Origin of the sequence: Streptococcus suis, assembly GCF_017601095.1 — a bacterium.
Lineage (GTDB): Bacteria > Bacillota > Bacilli > Lactobacillales > Streptococcaceae > Streptococcus > Streptococcus suis_Z.
This window is the reverse complement of record NZ_JAGFUX010000001.1, coordinates 36,226-60,864: the sequence shown is the minus strand read 5'-3', so window position 1 is coordinate 60,864 and position 24,639 is coordinate 36,226. Positions and strand designations below refer to the sequence as shown.

Annotated in this window: 28 protein-coding genes; 3 read left to right on the top strand and 25 right to left on the bottom strand. The window is 41.3% G+C overall.

Annotated features, from left to right (window positions below; translation table 11 throughout):
• Positions 1-107: 107 nt before the first annotated feature.
• Complete coding sequence (locus J5566_RS00320) at positions 108-1,091, top strand: L-lactate dehydrogenase (RefSeq protein ID WP_208561608.1); 984 nt, start codon at positions 108-110, stop codon at positions 1,089-1,091.
• A 33-nt stretch (positions 1,092-1,124) separates the two neighbouring features.
• Here J5566_RS00320 and J5566_RS00315 read toward each other — a convergent pair whose 3' ends face one another.
• From J5566_RS00315 to J5566_RS00275, 9 genes are all read right to left on the bottom strand, one after another.
• The gene (locus J5566_RS00315) at positions 1,125-1,655 is read right to left on the bottom strand and encodes a dihydrofolate reductase family protein (protein ID WP_208561607.1); all 531 of its coding nucleotides are present in this window, start codon (positions 1,653-1,655) and stop codon (positions 1,125-1,127) included.
• A 479-nt stretch (positions 1,656-2,134) separates the two neighbouring features.
• Positions 2,135-3,088: an ABC transporter permease gene (locus J5566_RS00310; RefSeq protein ID WP_158455046.1), complete on the bottom strand. Its 954-nt coding sequence runs from the start codon at positions 3,086-3,088 to the stop codon at positions 2,135-2,137.
• Between the two features lies 1 nt (position 3,089).
• Positions 3,090-4,151, bottom strand: a complete 1,062-nt coding sequence (locus J5566_RS00305; protein WP_208561606.1) for an ABC transporter permease — start codon at positions 4,149-4,151, stop codon at positions 3,090-3,092.
• Positions 4,144-5,679, bottom strand: a complete 1,536-nt coding sequence (locus J5566_RS00300) for an ABC transporter ATP-binding protein (RefSeq protein ID WP_208561605.1) — start codon at positions 5,677-5,679, stop codon at positions 4,144-4,146. Before J5566_RS00300 ends, J5566_RS00305 begins: the two co-directional genes overlap by 8 nt.
• Before the next feature lie 135 nt (positions 5,680-5,814).
• The gene (locus tag J5566_RS00295; RefSeq protein WP_208561604.1) at positions 5,815-6,876 is read right to left on the bottom strand and encodes a BMP family lipoprotein; all 1,062 of its coding nucleotides are present in this window, start codon (positions 6,874-6,876) and stop codon (positions 5,815-5,817) included.
• An 83-nt stretch (positions 6,877-6,959) separates the two neighbouring features.
• On the bottom strand, positions 6,960-7,349 hold the full coding sequence (locus J5566_RS00290) for a cytidine deaminase (RefSeq protein ID WP_208561603.1): 390 nt from the start codon (positions 7,347-7,349) through the stop codon (positions 6,960-6,962).
• Positions 7,336-7,998 (bottom strand): deoxyribose-phosphate aldolase, encoded by a 663-nt coding sequence (gene deoC / locus J5566_RS00285; RefSeq protein ID WP_208561602.1) that lies wholly within the window; start codon positions 7,996-7,998, stop codon positions 7,336-7,338. Before deoC ends, J5566_RS00290 begins: the two co-directional genes overlap by 14 nt.
• 15 nt (positions 7,999-8,013) lie before the next feature.
• The gene (locus J5566_RS00280) at positions 8,014-9,291 is read right to left on the bottom strand and encodes a pyrimidine-nucleoside phosphorylase (protein ID WP_208561601.1); all 1,278 of its coding nucleotides are present in this window, start codon (positions 9,289-9,291) and stop codon (positions 8,014-8,016) included.
• Complete coding sequence (locus J5566_RS00275; RefSeq protein WP_208561600.1) at positions 9,288-9,878, bottom strand: class I SAM-dependent methyltransferase; 591 nt, start codon at positions 9,876-9,878, stop codon at positions 9,288-9,290. The genes J5566_RS00280 and J5566_RS00275 overlap by 4 nt, the downstream gene beginning before the upstream one ends.
• 107 nt (positions 9,879-9,985) lie before the next feature.
• On the opposite strand from J5566_RS00275, the gene coaA reads away from it, so the two are divergent.
• Entirely contained in the window at positions 9,986-10,906 is a 921-nt protein-coding gene (gene coaA, locus J5566_RS00270) for a type I pantothenate kinase (RefSeq protein ID WP_208561599.1), read from the top strand.
• Positions 10,907-10,964: 58 nt separating this feature from the next.
• Complete coding sequence (gene rpsT / locus J5566_RS00265; RefSeq protein WP_187321597.1) at positions 10,965-11,213, top strand: 30S ribosomal protein S20; 249 nt, start codon at positions 10,965-10,967, stop codon at positions 11,211-11,213.
• A 104-nt stretch (positions 11,214-11,317) separates the two neighbouring features.
• On the opposite strand, the gene J5566_RS00260 is transcribed toward rpsT, so the two are convergent.
• The 16 genes from J5566_RS00260 to truB all read right to left on the bottom strand — a co-directional run bounded on the left by J5566_RS00260 (position 11,318) and on the right by truB (position 24,623).
• The gene (locus tag J5566_RS00260; protein WP_208561598.1) at positions 11,318-12,715 is read right to left on the bottom strand and encodes a sensor histidine kinase; all 1,398 of its coding nucleotides are present in this window, start codon (positions 12,713-12,715) and stop codon (positions 11,318-11,320) included.
• Positions 12,705-13,379: a response regulator transcription factor gene (locus J5566_RS00255; protein WP_208561597.1), complete on the bottom strand. Its 675-nt coding sequence runs from the start codon at positions 13,377-13,379 to the stop codon at positions 12,705-12,707. The genes J5566_RS00260 and J5566_RS00255 overlap by 11 nt, the downstream gene beginning before the upstream one ends.
• A gap of 121 nt (positions 13,380-13,500) precedes the next feature.
• Positions 13,501-13,884, bottom strand: a complete 384-nt coding sequence (locus J5566_RS00250; RefSeq protein WP_208561596.1) for a hypothetical protein — start codon at positions 13,882-13,884, stop codon at positions 13,501-13,503.
• A 246-nt stretch (positions 13,885-14,130) separates the two neighbouring features.
• Complete coding sequence (phoU, locus tag J5566_RS00245; RefSeq protein WP_208561595.1) at positions 14,131-14,787, bottom strand: phosphate signaling complex protein PhoU; 657 nt, start codon at positions 14,785-14,787, stop codon at positions 14,131-14,133.
• A 44-nt stretch (positions 14,788-14,831) separates the two neighbouring features.
• Complete coding sequence (gene pstB, locus J5566_RS00240; RefSeq protein WP_158455087.1) at positions 14,832-15,590, bottom strand: phosphate ABC transporter ATP-binding protein PstB; 759 nt, start codon at positions 15,588-15,590, stop codon at positions 14,832-14,834.
• 11 nt (positions 15,591-15,601) lie between these two features.
• Entirely contained in the window at positions 15,602-16,405 is an 804-nt protein-coding gene (pstB, locus tag J5566_RS00235; RefSeq protein WP_158455090.1) for a phosphate ABC transporter ATP-binding protein PstB, read from the bottom strand.
• Between the two features lie 25 nt (positions 16,406-16,430).
• Entirely contained in the window at positions 16,431-17,315 is an 885-nt protein-coding gene (gene pstA / locus J5566_RS00230; RefSeq protein WP_158455092.1) for a phosphate ABC transporter permease PstA, read from the bottom strand.
• Positions 17,305-18,222 (bottom strand): phosphate ABC transporter permease subunit PstC, encoded by a 918-nt coding sequence (gene pstC / locus J5566_RS00225; RefSeq protein WP_172044202.1) that lies wholly within the window; start codon positions 18,220-18,222, stop codon positions 17,305-17,307. Before pstC ends, pstA begins: the two co-directional genes overlap by 11 nt.
• 2 nt (positions 18,223-18,224) lie before the next feature.
• Positions 18,225-19,094 (bottom strand): phosphate ABC transporter substrate-binding protein PstS family protein, encoded by an 870-nt coding sequence (locus J5566_RS00220; RefSeq protein ID WP_208561594.1) that lies wholly within the window; start codon positions 19,092-19,094, stop codon positions 18,225-18,227.
• A 136-nt stretch (positions 19,095-19,230) separates the two neighbouring features.
• Positions 19,231-20,535: an RsmF rRNA methyltransferase first C-terminal domain-containing protein gene (locus J5566_RS00215; protein WP_208561593.1), complete on the bottom strand. Its 1,305-nt coding sequence runs from the start codon at positions 20,533-20,535 to the stop codon at positions 19,231-19,233.
• The gene (locus tag J5566_RS00210; protein WP_208561592.1) at positions 20,520-21,293 is read right to left on the bottom strand and encodes an inositol monophosphatase family protein; all 774 of its coding nucleotides are present in this window, start codon (positions 21,291-21,293) and stop codon (positions 20,520-20,522) included. The genes J5566_RS00215 and J5566_RS00210 overlap by 16 nt, the downstream gene beginning before the upstream one ends.
• Entirely contained in the window at positions 21,283-21,561 is a 279-nt protein-coding gene (locus tag J5566_RS00205) for a UPF0223 family protein (protein ID WP_208561591.1), read from the bottom strand. Before J5566_RS00205 ends, J5566_RS00210 begins: the two co-directional genes overlap by 11 nt.
• Positions 21,562-21,569: 8 nt before the next feature.
• Entirely contained in the window at positions 21,570-21,971 is a 402-nt protein-coding gene (locus J5566_RS00200; RefSeq protein WP_205030810.1) for a Spx/MgsR family RNA polymerase-binding regulatory protein, read from the bottom strand.
• Between the two features lie 88 nt (positions 21,972-22,059).
• The gene (locus J5566_RS00195; protein ID WP_208561590.1) at positions 22,060-22,794 is read right to left on the bottom strand and encodes a potassium channel family protein; all 735 of its coding nucleotides are present in this window, start codon (positions 22,792-22,794) and stop codon (positions 22,060-22,062) included.
• Positions 22,791-23,711: a bifunctional riboflavin kinase/FAD synthetase gene (locus tag J5566_RS00190; RefSeq protein WP_208561589.1), complete on the bottom strand. Its 921-nt coding sequence runs from the start codon at positions 23,709-23,711 to the stop codon at positions 22,791-22,793. Before J5566_RS00190 ends, J5566_RS00195 begins: the two co-directional genes overlap by 4 nt.
• 33 nt (positions 23,712-23,744) lie before the next feature.
• On the bottom strand, positions 23,745-24,623 hold the full coding sequence (gene truB / locus J5566_RS00185) for a tRNA pseudouridine(55) synthase TruB (RefSeq protein ID WP_244228905.1): 879 nt from the start codon (positions 24,621-24,623) through the stop codon (positions 23,745-23,747).
• Between the last annotated feature and the right edge of the window lie 16 nt (positions 24,624-24,639).

Sequence of the window (24,639 nt, the reverse complement as noted above, 5' to 3'; positions counted from 1 at the left end):
AAACATTTTCAAAGACCGATTAACAAGTGACAAAAGGCACAAAAAGTGCTAGAATGTTATCTGTTAGGGAATTATTCCCACAATAAAACTAAGGAGATGTTTAGAAAATGACTGCAACTAAACAACACAAAAAAGTAATCCTTGTCGGTGACGGTGCCGTAGGTTCTGCTTATGCTTACGCACTTGTTAACCAAGGTATTGGTCAAGAATTGGGTATTATCGATATCAACAAAGACCGTACACAAGGTGACGCAGAAGATTTGAGCCACGCATTGGCCTTCACTTCGCCTAAAAAAATCTACTCTGCTGAGTACTCTGACGCTCACGATGCAGACTTGGTTGTATTGACAGCAGGTTTGCCACAAAAACCAGGTGAAACTCGTCTTGAGTTGGTAGAGAAAAACCTCCGTATCAACCAACAAATCGTTACAGAAATCGTTAAATCAGGCTTCAACGGTATTTTCCTTGTTGCTGCTAACCCAGTTGATGTCTTGACTTACTCTACTTGGAAATTCTCCGGTTTCCCTAAAGAACGTGTTATCGGTTCAGGTACTTCACTTGACTCAGCTCGTTTCCGTCAAGCCTTGGCTGACAAAATTGGCATCGACGCACGTTCAGTTCATGCCTACATTATGGGTGAGCACGGTGACTCTGAATTTGCAGTTTGGTCACACGCTAACGTTGCCGGTGTGAAATTGTACGACTGGTTGCAAGACAATCGCGACATCGATGAGCAAGGTCTTGTTGACTTGTTTGTATCTGTTCGTGATGCTGCTTACTCTATCATCAATAAAAAAGGTGCTACTTACTACGGTATCGGTGTTGCACTTGCTCGTATCACAAAAGCTATTTTTGACGATGAAAAAGCAGTACTTCCATTGTCAGTTTACCAAGCTGGTCAATACCAAGGTGTTGAAGATGTCTTCATCGGTCAACCTGCTATCATCGGTGCACATGGTATCGTTCGTCCAGTAAATATCCCGTTGAACGATTCTGAATTGCAAAAAATGCAAGCATCTGCTAAACAATTGAAAGACATCATCGACGATGCTTTCGCTAACCCAGAAATCGCTGCTGGTGTTAAAAACTAATATGAAAAGGTGAACCATTGGTCCACCTTTTTTCTATGCTCGCACGTCATAACGCAACATGGCAATCCCGTCTGTAACCGTTGACTCCACCAAGGTCAGCTTCTGCTCCTCTGGCAGTTTGTCAAAAAGGGAAATCCCTTCTCCCAGGATTGTCGGAATAATGCCGATGATAAAATGATCAATTAATTTGGCTTCCAAACAAGTCTGCACCAGCCCTGCTCCACCAAAAAGCCAAATATCACCACCTTCTTCAGTTCGCAATCGCTCAATTTCTTCAACAATGTCCTGCACAAATCGAACATTTTCATAATCATTCTGTTCAGCACGGCTGGCAATGATAAACTCTTTATCCTGATATCCTTCAATCATCTCCAGAGGGCAGTCTTCCAGTGATTTTCGTCCCATAATGACCGTATGGCAACCGCTGAAAAATTCAGGATTATCGAATTGAAGGGCAGTGTCATATTGAGCTGTTCCATGCCCCTCTATCCAATCATAAGTACCGTCTGTACGAGCGATAAAACCGTCCAAACTCATGGCAATATTCAAGACTAAGCGTCGCATTTTGTATCCTCCGTTTGAAAATGTATAAATTTAGTATAGCATAAAGAAAGTGAAAGAATTAAGAAAGGGATCGTTCGATAGACAGAAAGTACCTCCGCATTCAAGGTTTGGTAAATATCACTTTTCTATTATTAAGCTTCTTTCCTTTCTCACCATCTCATTTCTTGGCTCAGGCTGAAAGCGCCTATTCCTAGGCTCTACCTCGCTTTTTCATTACTAGGCTCGGGCTGAAAGAGCCTATCCCTAGGCTCTACCTCGCTTTTTCATTTCTAGGCTCGGGTTGAAAGAGCCTATCCCCAGGCTCTACCTCGCTTTTTCATTTCTAGGCTCGGGTTGAAACAGTTCACTGAACTGTTTCAATCCACCAGACCTTAATTCGCGTTCGTATTTTCATGCTCGTGAAAAAACAACCCTTTGAAGTTGTAAATTCGCTTTCATATTTCCAAGCTCATGATAAAAAGGTCCACTGGACCTTTTTATTACTTCGATTTGATATAGTTGACGCCGTCGGCTTTAGGTGCTACTGCTTTTCCAAAGAAAGCTGAGAGAGCAACTACTGTAATGAGATATGGTGCGATTTGAAGATAAACAGTTGGAATATCCTTCAAACCTGGTAACTGGCTTCCAATAACGGCCAAACTTTGTGACAAACCGAAGAAAAGGCTGGCCAACATGGCACCGATTGGGTTCCATTTACCAAAGATTACCGCTGCCAGCGCAATGAAACCTGAACCAACGATTGTTGTTGCTGAGAAGTTGATGTTTACAGATTGTGCACTAACAGCACCACCTACTCCACCTAAGAATCCGGCAATAATAACACCAGAGAAACGCATGAGGTAAACATTGATACCAAGAGTATCAGCTGCTTGTGGGTGCTCACCAACCGAACGCAAACGCAAGCCAAATTTTGTCTTATACAAGATAAACCAAGCAAGGAAAGCTGTTGCAATAGCCACATACCCCATCAAACTCGTATTCTTGAAGAAAATATCTCCAATCAGAGGGATATCTGCCAAGACTGGGAAAGAGAATTTACCAAATGACTCGCGAATGCTATCAGTTTGACCCTTGTTATAAATGACTTTGACAAGGAAAACCCCTAAAGCTGGCGCTAAAAGGTTTAATACCGTACCAGAAACAACGTGGTCTGCCCGGAAATAAATAGTTGCTGTAGCATGAATGATTGAAAACAGCAAGCCAGCAAGTCCACCGACCAAAATAGCCAAAAGTGGAGTGGATTTGCCAAAAACTTCTGCAAACTCGATGTTGAAAACAACCCCTGCAAAGGCACCAATAACCATAATGCCTTCCAGACCGACGTTAACAATACCGGCTCTTTCAGAGAAGACACCACCCAAACTTGTGAAAATCAATGGTGCGGAATAAATGAGCATTTGCGAAACGAGTAAAGCAAGTATAGTTGTATTCATCTTATTTCGCTCCTTTCGCTTTGTTTCTTGGTTTCAATAATTGTTCGAAAATGAATTTGACACCAATGAAGAAAATGATGGAAGCTGTCACAACGTTGATCAACTCTGAAGGAATTTGTGCACGAACCATACCAGGAGCACCGATTGAAAGGACACCAAATAGGAAGGCTGCAAATGGGATACCAAGAGGAGAGTTAGAAGCTAGCAAAGCAACTGCCATACCATCAAAACCAATATCCAAACTTCCACCTTGAATATAGACATTTTGGAAGGTTCCCAAACCTTGAACTGCTCCTCCTAAACCAGCAAGAGCACCTGAGATAATCATTGATAGGATGATTGTACGTTTTGCTGACATACCAGCATAATCCGAAGCCGTTGGGTTCAAACCAACCGAACGAATTTCAAAACCAAGTGTTGTTTTGGTTAACAAGAACCAAATCACAAGAACTGCAATAATAGCAAAGAAAATACCTAGGTTCATCCGAGAGTTTTCTGTTAAAGCACGCAACCACTCTGTTTGATAAGAAGCGTTAGCTGAAACGTTGACAGTAGAGTCAGTATTTTTCATTAAATTTTCTGCAAAAACATCACGAATCAAATAGTTACATGAATACAAAAGAATATAGTTCAACATGATAGTTACGATGACTTCACTAGTCCCGAGGTAAGCACGAAGAATGCCTGGAATTGCTCCAGCAATACCTCCTGCAACCATTGAGATGACAACTGTTGCAAGAATCAAAACTGGACGTGACATATCAGGATTTTCTAGAGCAAACCATCCAGCGAATACCCAGCCAACAAGAGCTTGACCAGAAAGACCAACGTTGAAGAAACCAGCTCGGCTAGCGACTGCGAAACCAAGGGCTGTGAAAACAAGTGGTGCCATAGCGCGGAAGATTTCACCGATAGATTTTACAGAACCAAATGCAGAATAGAATAACTCCTCATAACCCCAAATTGGATCGTAACCAAACACAAGCATGATAATGGCCCCAAGCAAGAGTCCTGAAAGAACGGCTAGTAAAGGTAGGGCAACATTTTGAAATTTCTTAGGCATGACTTTCTCCCTTCTCTAGTTTTCCGCCTGCCATTAAGACACCAAGCTCTTGCTTGTTGGTGGTTGCAGGATCAACAATACCATGAATGGACCCGTCATGAATAACAGCAATGCGGTCTGAGACATCTAAAATTTCATCTAATTCAAAGCTGACAACCAAGACAGCCTTTCCTTTATCACGTTCTCCAATCAAGCGCTTACGGATATATTCAATCGCACCAACGTCCAAACCACGTGTTGGCTGACTGACGATGAGCAAATCTGGGTTTCGGTCGATTTCACGAGCGATAATGGCTTTCTGCTGGTTACCACCAGACAAAGCTTTAGAAGGAACCAATTCACTTGCACCGCGAACATCAAACTCCTCCATCAACTGACGGGCTTTTTCATTGATTTCCGCGTAGTTCAAGATACCATTTTTCGAATTCGGTTCCTTGTAGTAGGTTTGCAAAGCAATATTCTCTGCAACTGACATTTGAAGGACTAAGCCATCACGATGGCGGTCTTCAGGAACATGGCTGACTTGCATCTCTGTGATCTTACGAGGTGTTTTTCCGACGATATTTTCTCCTTTGATGAGAATTTCGCCAGATTTTACTTTACGTAAACCTGTGATAGCTTGGATCAATTCACTTTGCCCGTTACCATCAATACCTGCAATACCGACAACTTCGCCTGCTCGCACTTGAAGATTCAAACCTTTAACTGCAGGAACTCCACGGTTTTCATTTACCACCAAGTCTTTAATATCCAGAATCACTTCTTTTGGATTTGATGCTACTTTTTCTGTTTTAAAGGAAACGGTACGACCTACCATCCATTCAGCCAAGTCCTGGTTTGTAGCACCAGCAACTTCAACTGTTTCGATAGACTTACCACGGCGAATGACAGTTACACGATCCGCAACGGCACGAATTTCATCCAATTTGTGGGTAATCAAGATGATGGATTTGCCTTCTTCAATCAATTTCTTCATGATCTTAAGAAGCTCAGTAATTTCCGCAGGAGTCAAAACCGCAGTTGGTTCATCGAAAATCAATAGGTCTGCGCCACGGTAAAGTGTTTTGAGGATTTCGACACGCTGTTGGGCACCAACAGAAATATCCGCAACTTTTGCCGTTGGATCCACTTCCAAACCGTAACGTTCAGACAATTCTTTGATTTCAGCAATAGCTTGTTTAATATCAATCACACCAGCCTTGGTTGTTTCAGAACCAAGAATAATGTTTTCTGCAACCGTAAATGCGTCCACCAACATAAAGTGCTGGTGTACCATACCAATCCCTAAATGAGCTGCTTTAGAAGGTGAATCGATGGATACCACTTGTCCATTAATTGCAATTTCTCCGCTGGTAGGCTCCAATAAACCTGCTAGCATATTCATAAGAGTAGATTTACCAGCCCCATTTTCACCAAGAAGGGCGTGGATTTCTCCTCGTTTGACATGTAAATTGATGTGGTCATTTGCTACAAATTCACCAAAAATTTTGGTGATATTGCGCATTTCAATGACATAATCCTTAGTCATAATCTAGTTCCTTTCTGACTATCATTTTTGTCAGTAAAACCTACCACAGAGTGATAAGCTTTACTGAGAAAAATTCTCAGTTCCGAAAAGGGCGACCGAGTTCGGCCGCCGATTCGGAATTCATCTCGTAAAAGATTATGGGGCTTCTGGAACAGTTACAGAACCATCCAAAATTGCTTTTTTAGCAGCTGCAACAGCTTCTGAAGCTTCAGTTGAAAGGTTCGTTTCAGCCAATTCTACACCACCGTCAGCAAGTGTGAATTGAAGTACTTCACCACCAGGGAATTCACCTGCAATTGCTTTGTTTGCGATATCTTTAACAGATGTACCAACTTCTTTCAAAGTTGAAGCCAATACGAAGTTAGAAGCTTTACCGTCTTTAGAAGTGTATTCACCTTCTGCAGATTGGTCACGGTCTACACCGATAACCCAAACTTTATCTGCTTCGTTACGAGTTTCGTTTTCTGCTTTCGCTGCTGCGAATACACCGTTACCAGTACCACCTGATGCGTGGAAGATGACGTCAGCACCTGCTGCATATTGAGCTGCTGCAAGTGTTTGACCTTTCGCTGCGTCTGCGAATGAACCCGCATAGTCAACAGTTACTTTGATGTCTGGGTTAACTGATTTTGCACCAGCTACGAAACCAGCTTCAAAGCGGTCGATAATCACACCTTCCATACCACCAATGAAACCAATGTGGTTAGTCTTAGTTGATTTAGCTGCTGCCACACCTGCAAGGTATGAAGCTTCATGGTCAGCGAAACCTACACTAACAACGTTATCTTGGTCAGGAACTACTGAGTCAACGATAACATAGTGTGTGTCTGGGTTGTTTGGCGCAACTTCAGCAATCGCACTTTCCAAGGCAAAACCGATACCGAAGATCAAGTTATAACCACCTGAAACTGCTGAATCAAGGTTTGTTACGTAATCTGATTCGCTAGCAGATTGGAAGTAAGTGTAGTCTGTATTTTCAGCAAGACCATTTTCTTCACCCCAAGCTGTCAAACCTTCCCAAGCTGACTGGTTAAATGAACGGTCATCAACACCACCAACGTCAGTAACAATAGCAGCTTTTACTGCTGAATCTGAAGATGATTCGCTTGAAGAGCTATTAGAAGTACGGCTACCGCAAGCAGCAAGCGTAAGCGCAGCGAGTGATACAACACCCAAACCAACAAGTTTCTTGTTCATTTCTGAACCCTCCTAAAAAAATTTCTTTTTCGCAACACGAGTTGCAATGCAATGGTTTCTCAGTCATAAGACTGCTTACAAATCTAGTTAAGATCTGTAAAAGAGTATGGAAGTAATTCCCCGACTGTCATCTCGACTGTCGATTTATCTTTAGCGACCAAGGTCACTTTGAGATCAGGATTAAAAAATTCTGCCATCACTTGACGGCAAGCACCACAAGGGGAAATTGGCTGTTCTGTTTCACCATAAATAAAAATTTCAGAGAAATCGAGAACACCTTCTGAAACGGCTTTAAAGATGGCTGTTCGCTCAGCACAGTTGGTCAATCCAAAACTAGCGTTTTCAATATTAACACCAGTATAGATTTTTCCAGACTTGGTCACAAGTAGAGCACTAACTGGAAAATGCGAATAAGGGACATAAGCAAACTGACTATTTTCGACTAGTTTGTCAATAAAATTAGTAGTCGCCATCCGCCTTTTCTCCCTTCATGATCGCAACACCAGATGAAGCGCCGATACGAGTTGCACCTGCTTCAATGAACGCGATCGCATCTTCATAAGAACGAGCTCCTCCAGATGCTTTGACACCCATATCTGGTCCAACTGTTTTTCTCATGAGTGCAACGTCTTCAACAGTTGCACCACCAGTTGAGAAACCAGTTGATGTCTTCACAAAATCAGCACCAGCTTCTTTTGATAATTCACAAGCTTTTACCTTTTCTTCATCGCTCAATAAACACGTTTCAATGATGACTTTGACAAGTTTGTCACCGCTCGCATCTACTACTGCCTTGATGTCTTCAAAAACAAGGTCGTAATTTTTATCTTTCAGAGCGCCGATATTAATCACCATATCGATTTCATCAGCACCATTTGCAATAGCATCTTTGGTTTCAAATGCCTTCACAGCAGGTGTATTTGCTCCCAAAGGAAAGCCAATAACCGTACAAACTTTTACTTCGCTGTCTTTCAAACCTTTAGCTGCGAAAGCCACCCAAGTTGGGTTAATGCAGACACTTGCAAAATCATATTCCTTTGCTTCTGCTAAAACCTGTTCAACTTGTGCTTGGCTAGTCTCAGGCTTTAAAACAGTGTGGTCAATAAATTTGTTCAATTTCATGTGATTCTCCGTACATTACGAAATAATTTCTAGAATTTCTTTCGTATTTACACTTTCTGATTCTATTCTAACATTTTTTCGGAAATTTGTAAGCATATTTTCCGAAATATTTTCATTTGCATAAATCGTTGCAATCGCTTGTCCAGGACTTACGGCTTCACCCACTTTTTTATGGAAGACAATACCAGTTTCATAGTCCAGTTCATCCGTTTTAACGGCGCGTCCTGCCCCTAGTTTCATGGCGAATAAACCAAATTCCAAGGCTGGAAGGGCTGCGATATACCCTTCTTCTTCCGCCAGGACATCTATTTGGTGACTAACTTGAACGGAACGATAGAGATCGTCCAAATCACCACCTTGAGCTACAACCATTTCCTCAAATTTCTTCAGGGCAGCACCGTTAACAAGGTGTTGGTGCACTTCTTCAAGTGATTTCTCTACATTTGCAAGACTGAGCATAATCTGAGCCAGTTCACAAATAAACTCAGAAACATCTTCTCGACCCTTTCCTTGAAGAATCTCAAGAGCTTCTAAAATTTCGAGACGGTTACCAATTGCCCGACCAACAGGTTGAGACATGTCTGTCAATACTGCAACTGTTTTACGACCTACTGCCTTACCTAGATCCACCATTGTTTGTGCGAGAATACGAGCATCTTCGATATTTTTCATGAAGGCACCTTCTCCAACTGTCACATCTAAGAGAATGGCATCTGCTCCAGCAGCGATTTTCTTAGACATAACAGAACTTGCAATCAAGGGAATAATATCTACAGTTGCCGTCACATCGCGAAGGGCATAAAGAAGTTTATCTGCCTTAACCAAGTTATCTGACTGGCCAATAACTGCAATACCTGTTTCCTGAACTTGTTTGATAAAATCTTCTTGATCAACTTCGATTTGGTAGCCTTTGATAGACTCCAACTTATCCAAGGTTCCGCCAGTATGACCTAAACCACGGCCACTCATTTTTGCGACTGGCACGCCAAAACTAGCAACTAGCGGAGCTAATATCAAGGTAACCTTGTCTCCCACACCACCTGTCGAATGTTTATCAACTTTGATACCTGCAATAGCAGATAAGTCAATCTCATCTCCTGAATGAACCATAGCCATAGTCAAATCTGAAATCTCTCTAGTTGACATGCCACGGAAGTAAATTGCCATCGCTAATGCTGACATTTGATAATCTGGAACACTTCCATCAACGTAGCCACTGATTAACCATTGAATCTCTTCTGTACTTAATTCCAAGCCATCACGTTTTTTTTGAATTAAATCAACTGTTCTCATTCTTTCACACTTTCAAGGATATAGTATCCTTTGTCTTTTTTGATAATTTCACAATTGCCATAGGTTTCTTCCATCTTAGCTTTGGCACTTGGTGCTCCCTGCTTTTTCTGGATGACAATTGTCAGTCGTCCACCTGATTTCAAGTGCTCTTTAGCTCCTGTGATAACCTGGTGAACTACAGCTTTACCAGCTCGAATCGGTGGATTAGAAATAACAGCATCAAATTGCCCTTGAACAGCTTGATAGAGATCAGATTGGAAGATGTTTGCTTGGACTCCATTTTTTTCTGCATTCCATTTTGCCAATTCAATCGCACGGTTGTTAATATCCACCATAGTGACTTCCAGTTGGTAGGCCTTTGCCAAACTGAGTCCCAATGGACCGTAGCCACATCCAATGTCTAATAATCGAGCTCCTTTTTCAACTTCAAGGGCGCTTAAAAGCACCTGACTTCCATAATCAACCATTTTCTTACTAAAGACACCTGCATCAGTTCGTAATCTGAAGTTCTGTCCCAGTAATTGGACCTGGAGTTCATGAATATCATGTGCTAAATCGGGATTATTTTCGAAATACATATTAGACATGTCCCTATTATAACATTTACTAAAAACGTTTACAAGCGTTTTAGCCTACTTACTAAGGCCGATTTCATGCGTTTTACTTGACAGAAAATTCGTGCTACAATAAGGCTATGAAAAATGAATTTATAAATTTTGAAAAAATAAGTCGCAAAACCTGGCAACAACTTCATCGCAATACAACAGTTCCTCTTACAGAAGAAGAATTGAATTCAATTAAAAGTTTCAATGATAAGATCAGCCTTCAAGAAGTTTTAGATGTATATCTCCCCCTTGTCAACCTAATCCGCATTCATAAAAAGGCAAGTGAAGATCTTTCCTTTTCCAAAAGTCTTTTTCTTCAGAAAAAAATCAAGTCACAACCATTTATCATTGGTATCTCAGGAAGCGTTGCTGTTGGAAAATCAACTACAAGTCGACTCCTTCAAATTCTTTTAACACGCACCTTTAAACATGCAAAGGTAGAGATGGTTACAACCGACGGTTTTCTTTATCCCAATGCCATTTTGGAAAAGCGAGGTATTCTAAACCGAAAAGGATTTCCAGAGTCCTACAATATGGAGCTGCTCCTCGATTTCTTGGACCACATAAAAAATGGTGATGATGTTCAAATTCCTGTCTATTCCCATGAGGTCTATGATATCGTAAGCGACCAAGGGCAATTGATTTCCAATCCTGATTTCTTAATCGTTGAAGGAATCAATGTCTTCCAAAATCCACAAAACCAGCGCCTTTATGTTAGCGATTATTTTGATTTATCTATCTATGTTGATGCTGATGTCAAGGATATTGAAAATTGGTACATCGAACGATTCCAAAAACTACTCTCTCGAGCGAAGAACGATCCAAACAACTACTATCATCGCTTTACCCTCTTATCCTTTACCCAGATTTTAGCTGTTGCCCATGACACTTGGACCAATATCAACTTAGCCAATTTGGTACGTTACATCGAACCGACTCGAAATCGTGCAGACATTATCCTTCACAAGGGGCAAAATCATGAAATCGATGAAATTTTCTTAAAAAAATAAATTTCTCTTGTCAAACAGAATATTTTCAGATATAATGGTATAGTTAGTACAGAAAAGGGTGGAGGTGAAACCATTGGCAAACATTAAATCAGCTATCAAACGCGCTGAATTGAACGTTAAACAAAACGAGAAAAACTCAGCTCAAAAATCAGCTATGCGTACTGCAATCAAAGCATTCGAAGCTAACCCTTCTGAAGAGCTTTACCGCGCTGCAAGTTCAGCTATCGATAAAGCAGAAACAAAAGGTTTGATTCACAAAAACAAAGCGAGCCGCGATAAAGCACGTCTTGCATCAAAACTTGCTTAATAGAAAGAGCCCTTGGGCTTTTTTTATTTTTCAATAATGAGTGCTCTACTGCTCTACCGCCACATAATCAAAAGAAATCAGCCAGTATACTTTACTGGCTGATTTTATCGTGGCAATTTCACTTCAAAAACTGTTCCTTTTGGTTGGTTGTCTCTCACTTGAATATCACCTTTTAAAGACTCTACAATTTGTTTGGCAAGCGATAATCCAAGTCCAAACCCACCTTTTTGACGTGTACGAGCCTTGTCAACTCGATAAAAACGATCAAAGATTTTCTTCTTATCTTCTGCACTAATACCGATTCCATTATCAGAAACAAGCAAGTGTAGATTGCGGTCTCTAATAAAGACTGTCAATTCAATCTTCCCATCTTCATCGGAATATTTCATGGCATTGTCAAATAATATGGTCATCAGTTGTTTTAAAAGAACCTTATCCGTTTTCACCAATTGATGAACATGATTGGTAACGGTCAATTCCTTGCCATTTTCTTCAGCAATAATGCCATAATTTTCAAAAACATCTTCAAAAAATTCTGGAGCAACTTCAGTTAAATCAGGCTTCAGACCGTCTTCTCTGCGCGCAAGATTGAGCAAGTTTGTTGTCAATAAGCGCATATTTCGTACTTCTTCTAAACTGGATGCAATATTTTCACTACTTTCTAAAATAGTTGCCTCTGGATGACGAAACAGACTTTCTAAGCGATTCTGTAAAACAGCCAATGGCGTTCTCAACTCATGACTGGCATTTTCTACAAAATCCTTCTGCTTTTGAAAGCTAATCAAAATAGGACGCATGCTCAGATTTGCTAGATAAAAACTAGCAAATATCGAAATCAACCAGAAACTGATCATCACAACCACTACTGTCGTTTCATAGGATGCAATCGAAGACTTAATTTGACTCGTATTGAATAAAATCGTCGCATACTCCACCCCTAAATCGGAATAGGCCGCATAGGATGAACTGTCCAATTGAATCGTCATCGTCCGATAGTATTCCACATCCTCGAATGCCGTAGTCACTTCTATTTCTTCAATTTGATTCAAATCCTTGGTATTCAGTGAAACATCAGCAAGACCTGAGACATCATCGACAGCATTCAAACGATTACCTTCCTCATCAAACAGAATGATATGGTAATTGGTATTGAGACGAATTTTTGTCTGTGGCTGATAGTGAGGCGTAAAAATCTGCTCTGAAGAAGAACTAGTCGTTTCAGATGAGTCCGTCTTTGATGTAGTAGAAGATTCTTGATTGGGTTGCTCAAAGACTACATCGACATCTGGCGAAAGCCCCCTCGCCATGGCAAATCCCATAATCATGCCAGGGTCACTTGCAATTTGGTGAAAATTTTCATCTGATGAGCGATACATGGTCGCGCGCATGACTTGGAAAATCATGATGGTCATCGAGACGAAAATCAATGTAAAAACAGCAAAATAACGGATAAAATACGAAAAATTATCCGTTGAAAAAAGTTTTTTTGATTTAGTCAACATTTTTCAAAATGTAACCAACACTTCGGAGAGTCTGTAGATTCTCACCAAATGTTGAACCTTTCAATTTTTTACGAATTTTCGACACATAGACTTCGACAACTGAGATGGTTGTGTCACTGTCAAATCCCCAAATACGGTCAAAAATTTGTGTTTTTGGTAAGATAACGTTTTGATTTTGCAAGAAATAAACCAATAGATCAAATTCCTTCCCTAGAAGTTCAACCTCTTTTCCATCTACCTGCGTAGAATTGGTCGAAAGATCCACTGTCATATCTCCATAAGTCAGAATGTTCTCATTAAATTTTCCAGAACGTTTGAGCAAGGCTTGAATCCGCATTTTTAGCTCTTCTAAGTAGAATGGTTTTGTCAGATAATCATCGGCCCCCAATTCAAAACCATGACCCTTATCATCCAAACTTTCCTTAGCAGTCGTAATCAGCACTGGAGTCGTCACTCCTTTTTCACGCAGTTCTTTCAATACTTGAAAACCATCTTTTTCTGGTAACATCAAGTCAAGGAGAATCAAATCGTAAACACCTGATTCGGCTTCATACAAGCCTTCATCACCATCAAAAACTTGCATCACATCTGCAAAATCATCTAAAAAATCAAATACTGAGTTGGATAAACTAAGATCATCCTCTACAAGCAAAATCTTTATCATACCTTTTCCCCTTTGTATAATCCGTTCAACCAACTTTGAGTTGGTTGGCTTCAACATTGTGATTGGAATTGTTGTGCTAATTCATTATATCATGGAATTGACATTTCATAAATAGATTTACTTACTGATTACTGCTTTCAATCTGAGCCTTGATTTCCTGGTTTTTTTCTTTTAAAGCATTTACTGCATCGGAAGAATTAGGATTAGTTGTTGTAGATGATTCTGTTGCTCCACTTGTCACATCTGGCTGTGTCAGCTTGCTACCTGCTTGGTCTGGTGGAGTCATACCTCTTCCAGCACGATCTGGAGGCATCATCCCTTGCTCTGCTCCAGCTGACGGAACAGTTCCTTGCTGCAATGCTTGGTTAGCCAAAGCTGATTGGGCAGTTGCAGTTGATAGTTTCCCAACACCCATTCCACCAGCAAAGCCAGCTGTCAAACTTGCAATCGCAACAGTAGCTAACAAGGTTTTCGGATGAGACTTAGCTTTTTCAATGATTGACATGAATGAAAATACCTCTTTTCTTATGAATATAGTTGACCAAAAAAGTCGGCTAAGCTTGGATGAGTGATGATAAAAAGAGCGACTAAGAGAAATTTACATCCTGATATAAGCAGGAAGGCACGAATATAATTTGATTTTAGTTGTTGCATTTTGTCACCACCTTTCTTTGCTTATGGGAAAATTATACTGGCCTTAACTTAAATCAATCTAAAATTATAGGTAAAAAAAAGAGCCTTTCGGCTCTTTTTAAAGTTCAGTAATATGACCTGTTTTAAGGTAAACAACCCATTCGCAGATATTTTTAGCATAGTCTCCGATACGCTCCAAATAGGAAATCACTTGGAAATAATCTCGACCAGCAATCAATGCATCCGGATTCTTCTTGATTTCTTCTGTTGCCAAATCACGAATACGATCATAATGAGCATTGATCAATTCATCATGAGCAGCAATTTCATAAGCTTGCTCCACATCAGCATCGTTCAAGTACAAATCAAGCGCTGCTTCTACCAATTTACGAGCTTCGCGTCCCATTTTATTGATTTCTTCCTCAACAACCTGGCTACGCACTTCGCCCTTCATACGAATGGTTGCCTCTGCAATTGACACCGCATGGTCGCCCATACGCTCCATGTCGCTGGTTGCCTTCAAAACGGTGATAACTGTACGAAGGTCAGTTGATACAGGTTGTTGGAGGGCGATAATCTCAAGTGATTTTTTCTCCAACTTGATTTCAAACTCGTTGATTTTCTTGTCAGCTTCGATGACTTCTTTTGCCAATTCACGGTCATGAGTGATAAAAGCACGGACGGCATTGTTGATTTGTACTACCACTTCATTGCCCATTGCATAGAATTGATTGTGCAACTTGTCCAATTCTGTTTCAAATTGTGTTCTTAACATATCTTTTCTCCTTTTGACAGTCCAGTCGGACGCGGAATACAGGCTTATCCAAATTTACCTGTGATGTAGTCTTCAGTTTCTTTGTGGGCAGGATTCAAGAACATTTCCTTGGTTTTGTTGTACTCAATCAAGTCACCATCCAGGAAGAAACCTGTTCGATCTGAAATCCGTGAAGCTTGTTGCATCGAACGTGTTACTAATACCATAGTATATTTGTCCTTCAAGCCATACAAGGTATCTTCGATTTTCCCTGCGGAAATTGGGTCAAGAGCAGATGTTGGCTCATCCAAGAGGATAATCTTTGGACTTGTTGCCAAAACACGAGCTACACAGACACGCTGTTGCTGACCTCCTGATAAACCAATGGCAGAATCATGCAAACGATCTTTCACTTCGTTCCAGATGGAAGCGCCAATCAAGGATTTCTCAACTGCTTCATCTAAGATAGCCTTATCTTTTACCCCATTAATCCGCAAACCATAGACAACATTCTCATAAATAGACATTGGAAATGGGTTTGGCTGTTGGAAAACCATACCAATCTCTTTACGGAGGTCAACCGTGTCAGTACGTGGGCTATAGATGTTCTTGCCATTGTAGTCAATCGCTCCTGTCAAGGTCACTTCTGGGTTCAAGTCACCCATGCGGTTAATGGAACGCAAAAGGGTCGATTTTCCTGAACCAGAAGGACCAATTAAGGCAGTGATTTCATTGGGATAAAACTCCATAGAAACATTGTTTAAGGCCTTCTTTTTGTTATAGTAAACAGACAAATCTTTTACTTGTAAAATAGGTGATGTCATTTTTTACCTCTCTAACCAAAGTGACCTGAAACGTAATCGTTTGTGGATTTCAACTTAGCATTCTGGAAGATATTGGTCGTTTTATCATACTCAATCAAGTCCCCAAGGTAGAAGAATGCTGTGTAATCACTAGCACGGGCAGCTTGCTGCATATTGTGCGTCACAATGATAATGGTATAGTTTTTCTTGAGCTCAAACATGGTTTCTTCCAACTGCATGGTCGCAATCGGATCCAAGGCTGAAGCAGGTTCATCCATGAGCAAAATCTCTGGTTTAACCGAAATAGCACGAGCGATACAAAGACGCTGCTGCTGACCACCTGATAGGGTCAAGGCTGATTTATGCAAATCATCTTTCACCTGATCCCAAAGAGCAGCTTGTTTGAGGGAAGTCTCAACAATTTCATCCAAGACTTTCTTGTCTTTTACACCAGCGCGCTCATGTGGGAAGGTGATATTGTTGTAAATTGATTTCGCAAATGGGTTGGGACGTTGGAACACCATACCAATGTGCTTACGAATTTCATAAACATTCATTTCTGGTTTGTTGATGTCGATTCCCTCATAGAGGATTTGACCTGTAACTTTTGCAATATCAATGGTGTCATTCATACGGTTCAAACTACGTAAGTAAGTCGATTTACCGCAACCTGAAGGCCCAATAAGGGCTGTAATTTTATTTTTTTCGAACTGCATATCAATTCCCTTGATTGCTTCATTCTTTCCATAATAGACATGCAAGTCTTTGGTAGAAAGAGCCAAGTTCTCTTCAGGGAAGGTAATGATATGGCGTTCATTCCAGTTATAATCTGCCATTTTATCTCCTTAGCTGATTGACTTCTTAGGCAGAGGTCATTTTTGAATGCAATTTCTTTCCGATGTAACGGGCAGAAAGGTTGAATATCAAGATAAAGATGAGGAGGATTGCCGCACTACCTGCCGCTACTTCTGTTCCATCAGGAATAGTTCCCTCACTGTTTACTTTCCAGATATGTACTGCTAGCGTTTCAGACTGACGGAAAATAGAGATTGGGCTAGTAACACTAAGTGGGTTCCAGTTTGACCAATCCAAAGCTGGTGCAGACTGACCTGCAGTATAGATAAGAGCTGCTGCCTCACCGAAGATACGACCAGATGCCAAGACGATACCAGTAACGATACCTGGGAGTGCTTCAGGAATTACCACATGTAAAACAGTTTCCCAGCGAGACAAACCAAGGGCAAGTCCTGCTTCACGTTGCGTGTGGTGAACGTGGCGCAAACTGTCTTCAACGTTTCGTGTCATTTGCGGCAAGTTGAAGACTGTTAGGGCTAGGGCACCAGAAAGGATAGAGAAACCATACTCGAACTGGACAACGAAAATCAAATAACCAAACAAACCAACTACGACAGATGGTAGAGAAGACAAGATTTCGATACAGGTACGGATAAAGTTTGTCAAAGGACCTTTCTTAGCATATTCTGCCAAGTAGATACCAGCTCCAGTAGAAAGTGGAATCGAAATCAACAAAGTAACAACCAATAGGAAGAATGAGTTGTAAAGCTGAATCCCAATCCCTCCCCCTGCTTTATAAGAAGAAGATTTACTTGTTAGGAAAGACCAACTGATATGTGGTAAACCACGAACCAGAATAAAGAGAATAAGGGCTGTCAAAATGACAACGATAATGCCTGCAATCGAGTAAAGTGTCGCTGTTGCAAGCTTGTCCATTTTTTTAGCGTGCATAGTTTTTCTTACCCTCTCTTGTAATAAATTTCATAACCATATTGAATACCAGACTCATCACCAAGAGTACCAAGGCAAGAGACCAAAGAACGTTGTTTTGAACTGTACCCATTACTGTGTTACCAATACCCATGGTCAAAACGGATGTTAGAGTCGCAGCTGGGGTTGTCAATGATGTTGGTATAACAGCCGAGTTACCTACGACCATTTGAATGGCTAAGGCTTCACCAAAGGCGCGAGCCATACCAAAGATAACTGCGGTAAAAATACCTGGTTTGGCAGCATTTAGGATAACACGCCAAATGGTTTGCCAACGAGTTGCACCCATGGCTAAACTTGCTTCACGATAGTGACGTGGTACTGCACGTAAACTATCTACTGTCATAAAGGTAACTGTCGGTAAAATCATGACAAAAAGTACGAAGACACCAGACAAAATACCAAAACCAGTTCCGCCAAAGATTGAACGAACAAACGGAACGACAATTTGCAAGCCGATAAATCCATAAACAACCGATGGAATCCCTACTAGCAATTCGATAACAGGTTGTAGAATCTTGGCTCCATGTTTTGGTGAAATTTCCGTCATAAAGACAGCTGCACCAATGGCAATCGGCGTTGCAATAACTGCCGAAAGAATGGTAACGATGAAGGAACCTGAAATCATTGGAAGGGCACCAAAGATCTTGGAACTTGGTTCCCATTTGGTACCGAATAAGAAATCTGTAATGCTAACACCATCCACAAAGAAAGTGGATAGACCACGTTGTGCAACGAATATCAAAATCATTGCAACGATAAACACAATAAGTGATAAGCAAAGGAAGGTGAGAACCTTACCAAATTTCTCTAAGCGAGAGTTTTTAGAAGGCGAACTCAATTCTTTTGCAAGTTTTTGATTGTTCATTTCTACTCCTTAACTGTGACAGTACCATCAACAGATTTCTCTACCTTCATATCATGGATAGAGATGTATCCCATACTCTCAACAATACCGTACTGGACTTCATCAGACATCATGTATTCCAAAAACTCTTTGGTTAAGTCGGTAGGTTCCCCTTTGGTGTACATGTGTTCGTATGACCAAATTGGCCAATCATTGGTTGTAACATTTTCAGTAGTTGGTTCAAAACCATTTAATTTTATAGTTTGCACACTTTCATCAAGATAAGCGAAAGCAAGATACGATATAGCCCCTGGAGTTTGACTGACAATAGATTTAACCATTCCACTTGAATCCTGCTCCTGACTTTGAATCGCTTTCTCACCATTCATGATGATGTTATCAAAAGTGGCACGAGATCCAGAACTTGCTGCACGGTTAATGATTGTTATCTCCAAATCCTCACCACCGAGTTCTTTCCAATTTGAAATCTCACCTGTAAAAATTTTACGTAAGTCTTCAGTTGTCACATCATCAACTGTAACTTCTTCGTTGACAATAACAGCCAATCCAGCAACTGCTACCTGGTGATCCACCAAGGCAGATGCATCAATCCCATCCTTCTCTTCTGCAAAAACATCAGAGTTACCAATTTGTACAGCTCCTGACTGTACCTGAGATAATCCTGTACCCGAACCACCCCCTTGGACATTGACAGACTTTCCAAGATTGGTTGAACCAAATTCATCTGCGGCTGCTTCTACCAAAGGTTGCAAGGCAGTCGAACCAACAGCAGTAATGGATTCACCTCGGTCAATCCAAGCTGAACAGGCAGATAATGAGAGACTTGCTGTCAATAATAGGGCAGCAAGACCAAGCTTATGCTTTTTTTTCATTTCTATGTTTCCTTTACATTTTTCAGTGAAAATTTGACTGTAATTTTACTCTATTTTTCAGGTTATTTTACAATAAATTTCCACAAAACCAATATAACATATAACCAACTAACATGCAAAATATTTCTGCTCATTCTTACGAAAAACGAAGCCCTTTTGGAAAGTTATTTTTAAGGGTTCCTGAGACGATCTTTGCGAATCCAAACCCATTTCCCTGAATGACAACTTGGTACCATCCGTTAGGCAATTCTTTAGAGACAGCTAAGGGCTGTCCTGCAACATAGTCCACAAAAGATTCCTGACTAATCTGGACGCTATTCTTCACCTCATGTGGCAACAATGCAAGTCCTAAAGCAAAAGAAGGTTCAAATCGTTTGGTTTTAAAAACACCTAGATGCAGACCATTTCTTGCCAGTTTGAGTTTGGATAAATCTGGCAGTCCATCTGGTAACAGATATAGATGATCTCCAAAGACTTGCAAGGTTCCGGTTAGGTCAACCGCCAGATGTTTTTTGGCAAAATCCAGCCACAACTGCTTCTGTTCTGGCTTTAGATTTGACTTGCCGGCTTTTATTTTCTTTGTTTTCCCTTCTTGGTCTAATTGGAACTTGGCTACAAATTGTCCTTCTCCCTTAAAGTGATGGGGATACATACGAGCCGTTTCTGGAAAGGCAATCCCTTCCACCATGCCATTGATTTTTTCAACGGGAAGTAAATGCAAGGGGTATTCTTCCAACAACCAGGCAACAACTTCTTCGTTTTCTTCAGGTGACCAGGTACATGTCGAATAGACCAATTGACCGCCAGGCGCTAACATTTCGAGTGCCGATTCTAAAATTTCCTTTTGTAAAACAGCACACTGACTTGGATAGTCGCTATCCCAATACTGTATAGCAGCAGGATCCTTACGGAACATGCCCTCTCCTGAACATGGCGCATCCAGAACAATCAGGTCAAAGAACTTGGGAAATACCCGAGCAAGTCGGTCAGCGGATTCATTGGTCACAACGACATTTCGAGCACCAAATCGTTCGATATTTTCGACAAGAATTTTGGATCGTTTCTGAGAAATTTCATTGCTTACAAGCAGGCCAGTATTTTTCAGATAGGAAAGGAGATGGGTAGATTTGCCACCAGGTGCAGCAGCCAGGTCCAAAACCTTCATGCCTGGTTGAGGTTGAGCCACTTGACCAACAATTTGTGCAGCTGGCTCTTGTGAATAGACTAAACCAGCTACATGCTCCCAGCTTTTACCACTCACTTTTCCGTAATAAGACCATTCCAAATTCGGAATCTTGTCCGAAAAGTTTGGAATATGAGCTTTCAAGGGGTTAATCCGAAATGCTGAAACAGCTGGCTCATCAAAACTTTGGAAAAAATTTTCTGAGTCAGCCCCTAACAAGGTTTCATACTTTTTTCTAAATTCTACTGGTAATTCCATTCGTCTAAATATCCTGTGATTTCATCTTTCAGAAGACTGGGAAGAAAAAGAACATACTCTCTTCCTTCAAATCTTGGTTTGCTATTTTCCAAACTCAACAATTCATAACCGAGCTTGGGTCCTAAAATAGCGGCAACGGCATAGTCCCATGGGTATAGATAAGAGGCATGGGCAACTAACCGCCCTTCTAATACATAAGAAAAACTAATGCCAGCGCTACCATAGGATCGTGTCCCCAAAAATTGATTCGCCAATCGGGCCAATCCGAAGGCATTTGATGCAAAGAGTTCAGCATTCAATCCCAGTAAGGAACGCTTGAGTTCCCCTTTTTGATAGGCTAAAAGAGGCTGATCATTGAGGAAAACTGGAAATTTTCCCCCGCCCCAAATCAGCTGGTCCTCCATGACATTGTAAAGCAGGGCAAACTGTCCTACCCCTTGTTCAAAATAGGCAAGTAGGATGCAAAAATCAGTCTGCTGGGCAATAAAATTTGTCGTTCCATCAATCGGATCCAAGACCCAGACGCAGCCTTTGGAAATGGAGATATGTTCCTGTGACTCCTCCCCTAAAATGGCATCCAAAGGATAGGCTTGTAAGATGTCCTGGCTCAATTGTTCCTGAATAAACTGATCAAAGTTTGTCACCAAATCTTTAAAATCTGCTTTTTCAGCAATTTCCACCTGCTGGTTCATATGCTCACGTAGCCATTTCCCAGCCTTTAAAACTATTTCTTGGGCAAATTTTAGCTTAGTTTCCAAGTCGAACAACTCCTCTCCCTTTCTCCTTGGCCATTTTCACAGCTTGATAGGTTGAGTAACCTGATGACTCTTGAAATTCCCGATCGATTTGTTTTTCCTGTGCCTTACTTGGCACTACTTTTTTAAAAACTGAGTAGCTAGTCAGCAGGGCTTCTGCTTGAGTGCCACCCTCATAGGCTGCCTCCACTTGATTCAAAAAAGAAAGCACGGAGGAAATCTCCTCGGTGCTCCACATCATATCAAGCGGATATGAATATTGTTTGTTCATATCGTTCCTTATCCAATTTCTGCTCGCAAAGTAGCATTTTTCAACTCTTGTTTTCGGTAATTACGCGGTAAAAAGGCACGAATCTCATCTTCGTTAAATCCAATCTGCATCCGCTTATCATCCAAAATAATCGGACGACGAAGAAGACTGGGATAGGTTTCAATCAAATGAATCAGTTCTGATACTGATAACTCTTCGACATCGATATTTAGTTTTTGGAAAACCTTGGAGCGCGTCGAAATGAGATCATCCGTCCCATTTTCTGTCAAAGATAAGATGGTTTTTAATTCAGCCGCAGTCAGGGGACTGGTCATAATATTATGCTCAGTAAACGGAACTTGATGATTGGTCAGCCAGGCACGTGCTTTACGACAGCTCGTACAGCTTGGCGATAAAAATAACGTAATCATCAACATTCACCCCTTTCCACTTAATCGTTCTCACATATCATTATACCCCATATTTCTAGAAAATTCAATAAAAACCGAGTAATTTTCACTAATTTCCGTCAATTTCTGTCATTTTATCCAACTTATCTGAAAGCTCTTTCAAGATTTGTTCCTGATTTTCTAATTTTTCTATTAATAAATCAATCTTGGTATCTTTTTCATTTTCTGTAAAAAAACGTGTGATGGTCGAGGTGACCATACCAAAGGTACAGATACCTACCAGCATCAAAACTATTGCGATAGCTTTTGAAATGGCATCTTGCGGCACAATATCGCCATAGCCAACGGTTGTCATCGTTACAATGGACCACCAAAGTGAGTCAAAAATCGATTTTTGCTCCAATATAGACAAGAGAAGGCTTGAAATCAGGACTGCTGAAATATTCAAAATCAAAATCTTGTACAAACCATTGGTCTGTAGAAGTTTTTTGATGGTATCCCAAAATCGATTGGACAAGGCGATAACCCTGGTTAAGCGCAAAAGACGGAACAAACGAGCAATTCTGCCTAATTGTAAGAAGCCAAAGAGTTGATCAAAAGGCAAAATGGCTATTAGATCAAAAATATGACTTTTCGCATATTCTTTCCGATTACTGGCGTAAAAGAGATTGGCTAGATAATCAAATACAAAAATCCCCCAGAAAATCAGATCCAAGCCCTTATAGAAAAAACTAGTCGCTGAAAACCATGAAAAAAATTCACCGACTAGGAGCAAAATATAACAGATAGCAAAAAAGGTCACCATCGGTTCATAACGCGGATGAGATATCAAGCGCTTGATCATGTTCCCTCCCAATGCAGAGCTACTTTCTCATCTTCTTTCATCTGATCCATTAAACTATCTATGCCATCAAATTTTACCATATCTCGTATTTTTTCCAACCAATAAATTGAAATTTTTTCACCGTAAATAAAGCGGTCAAAGTTGAAAATATGGGCCTCAATCCGCATTTCTGTACCGTCAAAGGTCACATTTTTTCCGACGCTGGCCATGGCCCGATAGGTCTGACCATTGACTTCAACATCGGCCACATAGACTCCGTCTGAAGGAAGATGAACACGGTCAAAAGGTGTTAAGTTTGCGGTTGGATAGCCAATCGTTCGCCCTCTGGCATCTCCATGGACCACGATACCTTCTGTTGAAAATGTGTAGCCCAGGAGTTGATTGACTTCCTTGACCCGACCTGCTTGAATGGCCTGACGGATGCGGGTGGAAGAAACCTTCTCTCCTGCCACCTGTACTTCCTCAACAATCTCGACTTGCCCATCAAACAAGGCAGTCAAGTCTGTCACATCAGCTCTGCAATTCCCAAAATGATAATCAAAACCTGCCACCAAAACCCGAGCGTTGAGACCTTTGATGTAGCGTTCCAAAAACTGCTCCGGTGTGTTGCTAGCAAAATCACTGGTGAAATCGGTCAGATAGAGGAAATCCACCCCGTAGCTCTCCATGAGTTCATACCGCTTGTCCTGACTGGTCAGGTGTAGTAAGAGGTCTGGGCTGAAGCGGGCAAAAGCCAGTCGAGGTGATTCGGGGAAGGTCAGTACTGTCACTGTCAAACCTCTCTGGTCTGCCACCTGCCGTGCTCGGTCAAGTAGGGCCTTGTGTCCAAGATGCAGACCGTCAAAATAGCCTAGAACTAGTACAGTTTCAGGCTGATTGTTTAATTCTGTGTAATTTTTAATGTAGTTAATTTTCATGTCTATCATTCTACCATAGTCTAGGGACTTTCCCTAGATAAAGACCTTGCGTGGTTTGTAGAGCTGGTCTCGTTTTTCAAGAATAGCGACTAATTTTCCGTCACAAAATCCTGCCAGCAGTTCTGCCTGACTGTCCAATGCAATAAAGCGACCGAACTGGGCTTCTGTTACCTGAGCAGCCGTTAATTCCAAGACTGGCAGGTCACCAATTCCCTGCTCTATTGGACGGAGGAAGGAAAAATCGTCTTGGGCAACCTTTTCAGCAATTTCCTCGATTGTTAGGGCGTCTGTCAGGCTCATGCCTGCGGAACCTGTTCGCTCCAGCTTGGACATATGGCTAGCATAGCCCAACTTAGCACCTAGGTCAACAGACAGGGTACGGACATAGGTGCCCTTACCACAGCGAACTCGGAAAGTAAATCGAGCACAGTCATCTGCTAATTCAATCGGGCTGGTTCGTTCAAAACTATAAACATCGATTTGGCGTTGGGGACGTTCGACTTCTTCACCCGTCCGTGCGTACTCATAGAGCTTGCGGCCGTTTACTTTGACAGCAGAGTACATAGGCGGAATCTGGGTAATGGTGCCAACAAAACTAGTCATGGCCTCATCAACTGCCTGCTCTGCTATTTCCCAAACGGGTGTCCGCTCGATGATATCACCCGATCCATCTTCTGTCGTGGTTGAGAAGCCAAGGGTAATCTCCCCCTCGTAAATCTTTCCCTCTTCCTGCATGTACTCAATCATACGCGTGGCCTTACCGACTGCGATGGGCAGAACGCCTGTCACATCGGGATCCAAGGTCCCACCATGTCCAATCTTCTTCTCCTGCAAAATCTTGCGGAGCTTAAATACAACATCGTGCGAGGTCATCCCCGCCTCTTTTTTTACGTTAATAATTCCTGAAATCATGTTCCCATTATAACAC